Raw genomic sequence first — 12,959 nt, forward strand, 5'->3', positions numbered from 1 at the left:
AACCTCCGTTAGCCCGACAGGATAACCCTTGCGTCGGACTTTCGGAGGCCGCTAGCGGATCAAAGATGAATGACGGCCAGGTCGAGTCGACCGTAATCCCCTTCGCTGTGTTCACTGCGTGGCGGTACGTGATGGGTTTTCATGATCTGGTCGCCTTGCAGGGTTTCCAGATGAATGTCGAAGCCCCACAAGCGATGCAAGTGCTTGAGCACCTCGTCAGTGGAGTCACCCAGCGGTTTGCGGTCGTGTTGCTGGTGGCGCAGGGTCAGCGAGCGGTCGCCGCGACGATCGATGCTGTATATCTGCACGTTCGGTTCACGATTGCCGAGGTTGTACTGCGCAGCCAGGGTTTCGCGAATGATCCGGTAACCGGTTTCGTCGTGAATCGCCGGCACCAATAGATCGTCCTTTTGATCGTCATCGAGGATGCTGAACAGCTTGAGATCGCGGATCACCTTCGGTGACAGGTACTGAAGGATGAAGCTTTCGTCCTTGAAACTGCTCATGGCGAACTTGATGGACGACAACCAGTCAGTCCCGGCGATCTCGGGGAACCAGTGACGGTCTTCTTCTGTGGGTTCTTCGCACATGCGGCGAATGTCACGGTACATGGCAAAGCCGAGTGCGTAGGGGTTGATGCCGTTGTAGTAAGGGCTGTCGAAGCCTGGCTGGAACACCACGCTGGTATGCGATGTGAGAAATTCCATCATGAAACCATCGGTGACCAGACCCTCGTCGTACAGGTCGTTCATCAACGTGTAGTGCCAGAACGTCGCCCAGCCCTCGTTCATTACCTGAGTCTGGCGTTGCGGATAGAAATACTGGGCGATCTTGCGCACGATCCGCACGATTTCGCGCTGCCACGGCTCCAGCAACGGCGCGTGTTTCTCGATGAAGTAGAGAATGTTTTCCTGCGGCTCGGCCGGGAAGCGGGCGTTATCCTTGTCGCTGTACTTGTCGGCGCCTTTGGGGATGGTGCGCCACAGATCGTTGATCTGCTTCTGCAGGTGTTCTTCGCGATCCTTCTGCCGTCGGCGTTCTTCTTCGGCGGAAATCGGATAAGGGCGTTTGTAGCGGTCGACGCCGTAGTTCATCAGTGCGTGGCAGGAGTCGAGCAGGTCTTCTACCGCATCAATGCCATGGCGTTCTTCACATTGCATGATGTACTGCTTGGCGAACACCAGATAATCGATGATCGAACTGGCGTCGGTCCAGGTGCGGAACAGGTAGTTGCCCTTGAAGAAACTGTTGTGGCCATAGCAGGCATGTGCCACCACCAGAGCCTGCATGCAGATGGTGTTTTCCTCCATCAGATAGGCGATGCACGGATCGGAGTTGATGACGATCTCGTACGCCAGCCCCATCTGCCCGCGGCTGTATGATTTTTCGGTGCTGAGGAAGTGTTTGCCGTAGGACCAGTGGTGGTAACCCAGCGGCATGCCGACCGAAGCGTACGCATCCATCATTTGCTCGGCGGTGATCACTTCGATCTGGTTGGGGTAGGTGTCCAGCGCATAGCCCGCCGCGATGCGGGCGATCTCGCGGTCGTAGGTCTGGATCAGCTCGAATGTCCATTCGGAGCCGGTGGAAATGGGTTGGCGCTTCTGCTCTTTGGCGGTCATGTCACTAACCTGCGCTGGAAGAGTTCACGGAAGACCGGATAGATATCCCCGGCCGAGACCAGTTGCTGTTGGGCAAACGTGTCAGAGAAGGCTTCGGCGATACGTTCGTATTCGTACCACAAGGCCTGATGTTCGCGCGGGGTGATTTCCACATAAGTGTAGTACTGCACAAACGGCATGATCTGGTTGATCAGGATGTCGCGGCAGATCGGTGAGTCGTCGTTCCAGTTGTCGCCGTCGGAAGCCTGAGCCGCGTAGATGTTCCACTCGTTGCTCGGATAGCGCTCGGCCATGATCTCCTGCATCATTTTCAAGGCGCTGGAGACGATGGTGCCCCCGGTTTCCCGCGAGTAGAAAAACTCCTCTTCGTCGACTTCACGGGCACTGGTGTGGTGACGGATGAACACCACGTCGATCTTGTCGTAGTTTCGCTTCAAAAACAGGTACAGCAGGATGAAAAAGCGCTTGGCGATGTCCTTGGTCGCCTGGGTCATGGAGCCGGAGACGTCCATCAGGCAGAACATCACCGCTTTGGAGCTTGGATTCGGCTGCTTGACCAGCAAGTTGTATTTAAGGTCAAAGGTGTCGAGAAACGGCACGCGATGGATGCGCGCGCTGAGTTTTTCGATCTCCGTCTCGATTTCCTGAATGTCGCCGAAGTTGTCTGGCTCCTCGCGCTTGAGGCGCGCCAGTTCTTCTTTGGCTTCACGCAGTTTTGCGCGGCTGCTGCCGGACAGGGCGATGCGCCGCGCATGAGCTGAGCGCAGGGTGCGGATGATGTTGATGCGTGAGGGATTACCTTCGTTACTGATCCCCGCGCGAACGGTCTTGAACGTGTCGGTACCGGTCAGATTGCGTTTGACCAGGTTGGGCAGTTCGAGGTCTTCGAACATGAATTCGAGGAATTCTTCCTGAGTGATCTGGAAGACGAACTCGTCCATGCCCTCGCCAGAGTTGCCGGCCTTGCCCGGTCCACGTCCGCCGCCGCCGCCCGGTGGGCGAGCGATGTGTTCGCCGGCGGTGAATTCCTTGTTGCCGGGATGAACAACCGTCTGCTTGCCGCCGCGACCATGGTGAAGTACCGGTTCATCGATGTCGCGACCGGGAATGCTGATCTGCTCGCCGTGCTCCATATCGGTAATGGAGCGCCGGCTGACCGCCTCTTCGACAGCCTTCTTGATGTGGTCACGGTAACGTCGCAGAAAGCGCTGACGGTTCACCGTGCTCTTGTTCTTGCCGTTGAGACGTCGGTCGATTACATAGCTCATAGGCCCCTCCGGGGAGCTTGAAGTCGTAAGCCTCAAGCAGCAAGCGATGCGCCGTCAGTTCCCGATATCGGGGCTCACCCGCTTTTCTCTTGCCGCTTGTAGCTAGAAGCTTGCAACTGCTTCACTGCGACTTCCGGACCCGTAGGTACCATTCGGAAAGTAGCCGTACCTGTTTGTCGGTGTAGCCACGTTCGACCATTCGTGTAACGAAGTCGTTGTGCTTTTGTTGATCCTCCTTGCTGGCCTTGGCGTTGAAGCTGATGACCGGCAGCAGGTCTTCGGTGTTCGAGAACATTTTTTTCTCGATGACCACCCGCAGTTTTTCGTAGCTGAGCCAGGTCGGGTTCTTGCCGTTGTTGTTGGCCCGTGCGCGCAGTACGAAGTTGACGATCTCGTTGCGAAAATCCTTCGGATTGCTGATGCCGGCCGGTTTTTCGATTTTTTCCAGTTCTTCGTTCAGGGCTACGCGGTTGAGAATCTCGCCGGTTTCCGGATCGCGGTATTCCTGATCCTGAATCCAGAAGTCTGCGTACAGCACGTAGCGGTCGAAAATGTTCTGGCCGTACTCGCTGTAGGATTCCAGGTACGCGGTCTGAATCTCCTTGCCGATGAACTCGATGTAGCGCGGTGCCAGGTATTCCTTCAGATAACGCAGATAGCGCTCGCGCGTCTCGGCCTGAAACTGCTCCTGTTCGATCTGCTGTTCCAGGACATAGAGCAGGTGCACCGGGTTGGCGGCGATTTCATGGGGATCGAAGTTGAAGACTTTCGAAAGGATCTTGAACGCGAAGCGGGTCGACAGGCCGTTCATCCCCTCGTCGACGCCGGCCGAGTCGCGGTACTCCTGAATCGATTTGGCTTTTGGGTCGGTGTCCTTGAGGTTTTCGCCGTCGTACACGCGCATTTTCGAATAGATGTTGGAGTTTTCCGGCTCCTTGAGGCGTGACAGCACGGTGAACTGCGCCAGCATCTTCAAGGTGTCGGGCGCGCAGTGGGCCTTGGCCAGGGAGCTGTTGAACAGCAGCTTGTCGTAGATTTTTACTTCATCGCTGACTCGCAGGCAGTACGGCACCTTGACGATGTAGATCCGGTCGATGAACGCCTCGTTGTTCTTGTTGTTACGGAAGGTATGCCATTCCGACTCGTTGGAGTGGGCGAGCAGAATCCCGGTGAACGGAATCGCGCCCAGACCTTCGGTACTGTTGTAGTTGCCTTCCTGTGTGGCGGTCAGCAACGGGTGGAGCACCTTGATCGGTGCCTTGAACATTTCGACGAATTCCATCAGGCCCTGGTTGGCCCGGCACAGCGCACCCGAATAGCTGTAGGCGTCCGCGTCGTTCTGTGGGTATTCCTCGAGTTTACGGATGTCGACCTTGCCGACCAGCGCGGAAATATCCTGGTTGTTCTCGTCACCCGGTTCGGTTTTGGCCACGGCGATCTGGTTGAGGATCGACGGGTACAGCTTGACCACGCGGAACTGGCTGATGTCGCCGCCGAATTCGGCCAGGCGTTTGGTTGCCCATGGCGACATGATGGTGTTCAGGTAGCGCCGAGGGATGCCGAAGTCTTCTTCGAGGATCGCGCCATCTTCGGTGGCGTTGAACAGACCCAGCGGAGACTCGAATACCGGCGAGCCCTTGATTGCATAGAAGGGCACTTTTTCCATCAGCTGTTTCAGCTTCTCGGCCAGGGACGATTTACCGCCACCGACTGGGCCGAGCAGATAGAGGATCTGTTTCTTCTCTTCCAGGCCTTGGGCGGCATGGCGGAAATACGAGACGATCTGGTCGATGCATTCTTCCATCCCGTGGAAGTCTTCAAAGGCCGGATAGCGACGGATCACCTTGTTGGAGAAGATGCGTGACAGCCTCGAATTGGTCGAGGTGTCGAGCAGTTCCGGTTCGCCAATAGCCATTAACAGACGCTCGGCGGCGGAAACATAGGCGCTGCGATCCGTTTTGCACAGCTCCAGGTACTCCTGCAGTGAGAGTTCTTCCTGGCGTGTGGACTCGAAGCGTTGTTGGAAGTGGCTAAAGATACTCATGACGTCACCTCGCTCGATACGTGGAGCCGACGCCGGATCAGTCAGTCGATGCTGGCAAGCGGCCGTCGTGGCTGCTTGTTTACCCCCCAGAACACTTTCGCGGTCGACAACCTTGAAAGTCACTCCCGATGACCCGTGCGCCGGTGTACCGGCTCTCCCCTGTTTTGGATGGCCTGGGCTTAAGGATAGTTGGGAATTCGGGAGGTAAAGGCGAGATACGTAATTATGTGTGGCAGACCGTTTGTCTGCCCAGCGCGGGCCCACGGCAGCCGGGGCTCGCGCCTGACAAAAAAATTATTGCGCGCAGCCTTGAGCGGTTTCTGCAGGATAAGTCGTACGCCATAGCTCGAAGCCGCCGTCCATGCTGTAGACGTCGGAGAAGCCCTGGCTGATCAGGTACGCTGCTGCGCTCTGGCTGGAATTACCGTGATAGCAGACCACTACCAGCGGTGCGTCGAGGTCGGCGTTACGGATGAAATCGGCGATGGAATGGTTGTCCATATGTTGGGAGCCGGCAATGTGCAGCGCGGCGTAGGTTTGCGGGTCGCGGACGTCGATCACGACGGCGCCTTTCTCGCGCAGGGCCTGGGCCTGTTCCGGGGGGATTCGTTTGACTTCGCTCATGGCGGGTTCCTGTAGCTCGGCTGAATACGCAGTCTAGCGTGGTGTGCTGACTGGCGAGGTGTTGGGGGTAAGTGGTGCGACTGACGGCAGGACGCCACCGTGTTCGTCGCATTTGCATGACAGGCGTTCACCGCTGTCGACGTTCATCAGGGTCAGGCTGCCACCCCACACGCAACCGGTGTCGAGCGCTGCGATGCCCGGTTCGCTGACCTGGCCTTCGAGGGCGGCCCAGTGACCGAAGATGATCCGCAAGCCGAGGGTCTTGCGCTCCTTGTGCAGGAACCACGGTTTATAGCCCGGCGGTGCGGTATCGAGGCCTTCCTTGCTCTTGAGGTCAAGTTTGCCTTCGGCGGTGCAGAAACGCATGCGGGTGAAATAGTTGGTGATCACGCGCAGGCGAGGCACACCTTGCAGGTCGCTGTCCCATTTTGCCGGCTCGTTGCCGTACATGCCGTCGAGATAAAGCGGCAGCAGATTATCGTCACGCAGCGCCGCTTCGGCTTCGGCGGCCAGCTTCAAGGCTTTGCGCAGCGACCATTGCGGCGGTATGCCGGCATGCACCATGGCGACGTCACGTTGTTCGTCGTAGTGCATGAGCTTTTGCTGGCGCAGCCACTCAAGCAAGTCGGCGGCGTCGGGTGCGTCGAGAATCTCGCGCAGGGTGTCGGATTTCTTCAGGCGTTCGATGTTTTTTGCGGCGGCCAGCAGGTGCAGGTCATGATTGCCGAGCACACAGACCAGTGACTCGCGCATGCCATATAGAAATCGCAGGGTTTGCAGCGACTGCGGGCCGCGGTTGACCAGGTCACCTGCCAGCCACAGCCGATCGATCGCCGGATCGAACGCGACCTGCTTGAGCAGGCACTTGAGCGGTTCGAGGCAGCCCTGCAGGTCGCCGACGGCATACGTGGCCATCAGTGCAGCGCTCCGGGAGCGGCGAGAAGAAAGGGTTTGATGATCGCGTCGAAATGCTTGCCGTCGTCGGCGACCATTTCGTAGGTGCCTTGCATGGTGCCAACCTTGGTGGTCATTACCGTGCCGCTGCTGTAGGTGTGGCTTTCGCCTGCATCGATCAACGGTTGCTGACCCACGACACCTGCACCGCGCACTTCTTCGACGTGCCCGTCTCCGTCGGTGATGACCCAGTGTCGCGACATCAGTCGCGCCGGCTTGTCGCCGTTGTTCTGTACGGTGATGGTGTAGGCGAAGGCAAAGCGGTCGTGCTCGGGTTGCGATTGGTCTGCCAGATAGTGGGTAACCACGCTGACATCGACCTGGTAACGGGAATCGGACATGCAAAAGGCCTTAAACGAAGCGGAACGCGGGGCGTAGCTGATGGGGAATCAGTCTAGGCAAGTATCGGGCAGTAAACCAGAGTGGCGTCCTGCCCGATAGCGTTCATCACTTGTCAGTCGGCGGCGGGCGTCTCTGGGGCTTGCTCGCTGAGCTTGTCGGCCAGGCGCACGAAGGCGGCCAGATCCAGTTGCTCGGGGCGCAGGCTGCCATCGACACCGGCGGCTTCGATCTCGGCAGACGTCATCAATTGCTTGAGCGTGTTGCGCAGGGTCTTGCGGCGCTGGTTGAAGGCTTCGCGAACAACGCGCTCCAGCAGGCGATGATCCTTGGCCGGGTGCGGCAGTACCGCGTGCGGGACCAGACGGACGATAGCCGAGTCGACTTTCGGCGGTGGGTTGAACGCTCCCGGGCCGACGTTGAACAGGTGTTCCACGCGGCAGTGGTACTGAACCATGATCGACAGGCGACCCCAATCACCGCCACCAGGACCCGCTGCCAGGCGCTCGACAACTTCCTTTTGCAGCATGAAGTGCATGTCGCGAATGATGCCGGCGTTGCTCAGCAGGTGGAAAATCAGTGGCGTAGAGATGTTGTAAGGCAGGTTGCCGACTACGCGCAGGCTGTTCGGCGCGGCGTTGAGCGTATTGAAGTCGAACTTCAGCGCATCGCCTTGATGCAGGTTGAAGTTGCTCTTGCCGGCGAACTGCTGGTTGAGGATCGGGATCAGGTCCTTGTCCAGCTCCACGACGTCAAGTTGTGCGCCGGAGTTGAGCAGGCCGGCGGTCAGCGCGCCCTGGCCCGGGCCGATTTCCAGCAGGCGGTCTTCGGACTTGGCGCTGATGGAGCGCAGGATGCGGTCGATAACGCCGGCATCGTGCAGGAAGTTCTGGCCAAAGCGTTTGCGCGCCTTGTGTTGGTATTGCTCGGTCATAAACGGGTCTCGGCCATCTGGTAGGCGGTTTCCAGGGCGACTTGCAGGCTGCCGGTATCGATCTTGCCGCTGCCGGCCAGATCCAGGGCGGTGCCGTGGTCGACCGAAGTGCGGATGATCGGCAGGCCGAGGGTCACGTTGACGGCGGCGCCGAAGCCTTTGTACTTCAGCACGGGCAAGCCCTGGTCGTGGTACATCGCCAGCACTGCGTCGCAGTGCTCCAGATATTTGGGGGTAAACAGAGTGTCGGCAGGCAGCGGGCCACGAAGGTCCATGCCCTCGCCGCGCAGGCGCTCTAATGTGGGTTCGATGATGTCGATTTCTTCATGGCCCAGGTGTCCGCCTTCACCGGCGTGCGGGTTGAGCCCGCACACCAGAATGCGTGGCCGGGCGATGCCGAATTTGTCTTGCAGGTCGGCGTGCAGAATCCGCGTGACCCGCTCCAGCCGTTGCGGCGTGATCGCATCGGCAACCTCGCGCAGGGGCAGGTGAGTGGTGACCAGTGCCACGCGCAAACCGCGTGTGGCAAGCATCATCACCACTTGCGCGGTGTGGGTCAGATCGGCGAGAAATTCCGTGTGTCCGGAGAACGCGATGCCTGACTCATTGATCACGCCTTTGTGTACTGGCGCGGTGATCATCCCGGCGAATTCGCCGTTCAGGCAGCCATTGCCAGCGCGGGTCAGGGTTTCGAGGACGAAGGCCGCGTTGGCCTTGTCCAGTTGCCCGGTCACCACGGGGGCGCTGAGCGGCGTATCCCAGACGTAAAGGCTATGTTCAGGTGCGGGCGCATCCGGCCATTGACCGGGCGCAACATCCAGCAGATTGACGGCCAGCCCCAGCTGCGCGGCCCGCTCAAGGAGCAGGTCGCGGCTGGTGATGGCAATCAGGGGGTGTGGCTGGGCTTGCGAGGCGAGCAGCAGGCACAGGTCGGGACCGATGCCGGCTGGTTCGCCGGGTGTCAGCGCGAAACGCTTGGGTTTCACTGCGCTGCCTGGTCTGCACCAGGAAGTTTGATCTCTACGTACGCTTCGTCACGGATCTGACGCAGCCAGGTTTGCAGCTCTTCGTCGTATTTGCGATTACGCAATACCGTCATGGCTTGCTGCTCGCGGGCTTGTTCAGTGCTGTCAGTGGCGCGACGGCCAAGGACTTCCAGAACGTGCCAGCCGTATTGGGTCTTGAATGGCTTGGACAGCTGACCTTGAGGGGTCTTGGCCATTACTTCGCGGAATTCCGGAACCAGTACGTTCGGGTCGATCCAGTTCAGGTCGCCGCCGTTGAGGGCCGAACCCGGGTCTTCGGAGTAGCTTTTCGCCAGGGTGGCGAAATCTTCACCGGCCAGAATCCGCTCGTACAGCGATTGAACCAAGGCCTTGGTCTTGGCTTCGTCGCGGATCGGGCTTGGCTTGACCAGGATGTGGCGCACATGCACTTCATCGCGGGTTTGAGTTTCGCCACCACGCTTGGCCAGCAACTTCAGGATGATGAAGCCACCTGGCGTGCGTGCAGGCTGAGTCACGTCGCCGACGGCCATGCTGCTCAACTCGCGATCAAACGGAGGTGGCAACTGCGCGGCTTTACGCCAGCCCATGTCGCCGCCTTCCAGGGCGTTGTCGCTGGCGGATTTGGCGACGGCCAATTGACCGAAGTCGGCGCCTTGCTTGAGCTGCTGGTAAATCTCCATGGCCTGACGCGCGGCATTCTGAATCGCTTCAGAGTTGGCGCTTTCCGGGGTCGGAATCAGGATGTTGGCCAGGTGCAGTTCTTCGGACAATTGCATCTTGCCCAGGTCGGAGGCGAGGAAGTTCTTCACTTCCTGTTCCGACACCTGAATGCGTTCTGCTACACGGCGCTGACGTACACGGCTGATGATCATTTCGCGACGGATCTGGTCACGGGCGTCGTCGTAAGACAGGCCGTCGTGAGCCAGAGCAGCACGGAATTGATCCACCGTCATGTTGTTGCGCTGGGCAATGGTGCCAACAGCCTGGTTCAGTTCTTCATCGGTAATGCGGATACCGGAACGTTCGCCGATCTGCAATTGCAGGTTCTCGACGATCAGGCGTTCGAGCACCTGCTGATCCAGTACGCCTGGGGGCGGCAAACCGCCACCACGCTTGGCGATGGTCTGCTGAACTTCGTGGACACGCTGATCCAGTTGGCTCTGCATGACCACGTCGCTGTCGACGATCGCTACCACTTTATCGATGGGCTGTACTGCAGCATTCACCGCAGTACCCAGGAACAGCGCGCCCAGCACAAGCGGGCGCAGACAATCAGAAAGCTTGGTCTTCACGTTCACGATAACCTTGAATGCCTTTGTCGAGGAAGCTCTCTACCTTGGCGCCAGTGAGGCCACCGAGTCCCTTCAGAACAATTTGGAGGAAGACGCCATGGTCGCCTTTTTCGTTTTCCGGTGCGTTCTGACTGAACTCGTCATAGGAAACCCAGTAACGGTTGATCAGGCGCAGTTTCCAGCAGCAGTTGTCGTACTCGAAACCACCGAAGGCTTCCAGGGTACGGTTACGGTTGTAGTCATACTGCCAGCGGCTGATGGCGTTCCACTGCGGCACGATCGGCCAGATCACCGAGAAGTCGTGCTGTTTGATTTTGTAGTAGTCCTTCACGTAGCCAGGCTGGCCTGGAGTGCCGTAGTCACCACCACCCACCGACCATTTACCGGTGTTTTGGTCGTAGCGAACCTGGTCATTGCGATAGCGATAGCCGGCGTTGATGACCTTGTTCGGGTTGTCTTCAGGCTGGTAGTGGAACATTGCACTGCCGGAACGTGGGCTGCGGCTGTCCGGATCCCAGTTGTAATCGGCCGTGGTGCGCCAATCACGGTTCCAGCGGTATTCGTATTCCAGTGCATATGGCGAAACGTTGGATTTCGCGTCATCACGGGTTTTTGCATCGATGCCTGGCAATTGGACTTCGCGATCCTTGAAGTACAGGGCCTGGCCGACGCTGATGCGTTGACGCTCGAAGCCATTGTCTTCGATCCAGCGGCTGGTTACGCCCAGCGACAGTTTGTTCTCGTCGCCGACACGGTCGGAGCCGGAGAAACGGTTGTCACGGAACAGCGACGCGTAGTTGAAGGTGTATTCGCTGGTGTCGAACACCGGAATGTCCTTCTGATCTTCCTCAGGAACGTAGAGGTAGAACAGGCGCGGTTCCAGGGTCTGGCGGTAGTTCTTGCCAAAGAACGACGTGTTACGGTCGAAGTACAGGCCGCTGTCGATGCTGGCGATTGGCACGCCGCGGTTCTGGTTGCTACCGAATTTTCCGTAGAGGTTCTGATTTTCCGGCGACATTGCAGCAATCTGGGATTTACCAGTACCGTCCAGATCCAATTGATACTGGGTGTACTGATACTTGAGCGATGGCTTTAAGAAGCCATAGGTCCAGTTCATTGGCAGACTTACACCGGGCTTCAGATTCAGACGGTCGCCGTTTGCACGGGCCAGACCTTGAATGTTGTTGTCCAGTCGAGGTTCTGTCGTAACGCCGTCTTCCTGAGTGAACGTCCCGCTTTTCAGATCACGATCAAACCGAACAAGCTCGGTCTCGTAATCGAAATTCAAACCTTGCGGGTGATACGGCAGCTGACCATTGAAGGTGATCTGCGGCAAACGATCATACGGCGTGATGTTCGAAACGGTTGCCAACTGATACGCCTGAGCGTTCAACCGCGCGGTATAGCTGTCACCACGATAGGTAACCGCGCCCTGCTGATTCACGTAGTCGCCGGATTTCACACCAATCTGATCGGTTTGCAGATCCTGGAAGTAATACGGATCGCTGATCTTGGTGTAGTCAACTTCAGTGAGCACGCGGGAGTCGAGACCGCCCTTGTGCTGCCAGTTGTACATGTATCGGGTTTTTTCGTAATCGGTCTGCTTGCTGCGTTCGGTGTCGTCATCGTTCAGGTACGCAGCGCCGAACTGGCCTTCGCTGGACTTGGTCAGATAACGGAACTCACCTTCCACCAACATGCCACGCTTGCTCATGTAGCGCGGATACAGCGTGGCGTCGTAGTTAGGCGCCAGGTTGAAGTAGTACGGCGTTACCAGCATGAAGCCAGTGTCGCTGCCGGTGCCGATGGTCGGCGGCAGGAAGCCCGACTGGCGACGGTCATCGATCGGGAAGTAGATGTACGGCGTGTACAGGATCGGAATGTCTTTGACGCGCAACGTCACGTTGGTCGCGGTACCGAAGCCGGTGGCCGGGTTCAGGGTGATGTTGTTGCCCTTGAGCTGCCAGGCGTTGCTGTTCGGTTCGCACGTGGTGTACGTGCCGTCCTTCAAGCGGATGATCGCGTTTTCGGCACGCTTGGCGTACAGCGCGTTACCGCGAATGCGCGATTTGTGCATCACGTATTCGGCGTTGTCGACCTTGGCTTCGCCAGTGTCGAGCTGCACATCGGCGTGGTCGCCAACGATCAGCGCGCCGTTGTCACGGATACGCACGTCGCCACTGAGCTCGGCGCGGCTCTCGGCCTGATACAGGCTGGCCTCGTCGGACTCGACCTGCATGCTGCCCTGACGCAGGACGACATCACCGGCCAGCGTACCGACTTGATCATCGGTGTTATAGCGAGAGGCTTTTGCGCCGATAAAGGTCGGAGCATCGCTTTTATTCGTCTTGTCATTCATGCCAGGACGAATCGGCTCGATATAAGCACCTGAGCAATATGGACCGGTCTCGGCCAATTGGGCGGCGGTGAGCTTCTCGCGCGCAACCCAGTCGAGGTGACTGAAGTCTTCGCTACGGGATTTCAAACCGCGGCCCTTGGCTTCGGTGACCAGCACGGGCTTGGCGCCAGTGTCGGTGGTCGAACCGTTCTGTGCCGGGGCTTCGCCGGTGGCGCTGACGGCACTGCCGTCATGCACCGGACGCGGCGGCAATGCAGCGGCCGGCGTCTTGGGCGAACAGTCCCAGGCACCCGTAGCCGATACAGAGCAGTCATACTGCTCGGCGGCGACAACGAATTGACTGGCCAGAGGTTGCATAGCCAGCAGACTGCCGGTTACCAACAACGGAAATTTTTTACGAAACGCGGGGGATTTCAATGCCATCTTATTAGTCCGGGCTTCCTGCGTGCCATCTGCCCGCGGTGTGGGCCGCACGCCTCTCGATGGTCTGAAAAAGATGCTGGATAATAAAGCATG

At 58.5% G+C, this 12,959-nt stretch carries 10 protein-coding genes; all 10 read right to left on the minus strand.

The features are described 5' to 3' along the window. Positions 1-59: 59 nt before the first annotated feature. On the minus strand, positions 60-1,622 hold the full coding sequence (locus AACY02_RS19105; RefSeq protein ID WP_221731106.1) for a SpoVR family protein: 1,563 nt from the start codon (positions 1,620-1,622) through the stop codon (positions 60-62). Next, positions 1,619-2,890 (minus strand): YeaH/YhbH family protein, encoded by a 1,272-nt coding sequence (locus AACY02_RS19110; protein WP_221731105.1) that lies wholly within the window; start codon positions 2,888-2,890, stop codon positions 1,619-1,621. Before AACY02_RS19110 ends, AACY02_RS19105 begins: the two co-directional genes overlap by 4 nt. Before the next feature lie 121 nt (positions 2,891-3,011). After that, positions 3,012-4,934, minus strand: coding sequence for a PrkA family serine protein kinase (locus AACY02_RS19115; RefSeq protein ID WP_339433299.1), 1,923 nt, complete (start codon positions 4,932-4,934; stop codon positions 3,012-3,014). A gap of 294 nt (positions 4,935-5,228) precedes the next feature. After that, positions 5,229-5,558, minus strand: coding sequence for a thiosulfate sulfurtransferase GlpE (glpE, locus tag AACY02_RS19120; RefSeq protein WP_339433300.1), 330 nt, complete (start codon positions 5,556-5,558; stop codon positions 5,229-5,231). A gap of 33 nt (positions 5,559-5,591) precedes the next feature. Next, on the minus strand, positions 5,592-6,473 hold the full coding sequence (locus AACY02_RS19125) for a symmetrical bis(5'-nucleosyl)-tetraphosphatase (protein WP_339433301.1): 882 nt from the start codon (positions 6,471-6,473) through the stop codon (positions 5,592-5,594). After that, positions 6,473-6,853, minus strand: a complete 381-nt coding sequence (apaG, locus tag AACY02_RS19130) for a Co2+/Mg2+ efflux protein ApaG (protein WP_339433302.1) — start codon at positions 6,851-6,853, stop codon at positions 6,473-6,475. Before apaG ends, AACY02_RS19125 begins: the two co-directional genes overlap by 1 nt. Positions 6,854-6,966: 113 nt before the next feature. Further along, positions 6,967-7,785 (minus strand): 16S rRNA (adenine(1518)-N(6)/adenine(1519)-N(6))-dimethyltransferase RsmA, encoded by an 819-nt coding sequence (rsmA, locus tag AACY02_RS19135; RefSeq protein ID WP_339433303.1) that lies wholly within the window; start codon positions 7,783-7,785, stop codon positions 6,967-6,969. Beyond that, on the minus strand, positions 7,782-8,771 hold the full coding sequence (gene pdxA / locus AACY02_RS19140; RefSeq protein ID WP_339433304.1) for a 4-hydroxythreonine-4-phosphate dehydrogenase PdxA: 990 nt from the start codon (positions 8,769-8,771) through the stop codon (positions 7,782-7,784). The genes rsmA and pdxA overlap by 4 nt, the downstream gene beginning before the upstream one ends. Next, positions 8,768-10,090, minus strand: a complete 1,323-nt coding sequence (gene surA / locus AACY02_RS19145; RefSeq protein WP_339433305.1) for a peptidylprolyl isomerase SurA — start codon at positions 10,088-10,090, stop codon at positions 8,768-8,770. The genes pdxA and surA overlap by 4 nt, the downstream gene beginning before the upstream one ends. Then, complete coding sequence (locus AACY02_RS19150) at positions 10,065-12,866, minus strand: LPS-assembly protein LptD (protein ID WP_339433306.1); 2,802 nt, start codon at positions 12,864-12,866, stop codon at positions 10,065-10,067. The genes surA and AACY02_RS19150 overlap by 26 nt, the downstream gene beginning before the upstream one ends. Positions 12,867-12,959: the final 93 nt, after the last annotated feature.

The organism is Pseudomonas sp. EA_65y_Pfl2_P78 (genome assembly GCF_963970495.1).
Lineage (GTDB): Bacteria > Pseudomonadota > Gammaproteobacteria > Pseudomonadales > Pseudomonadaceae > Aquipseudomonas > Aquipseudomonas baetica_A.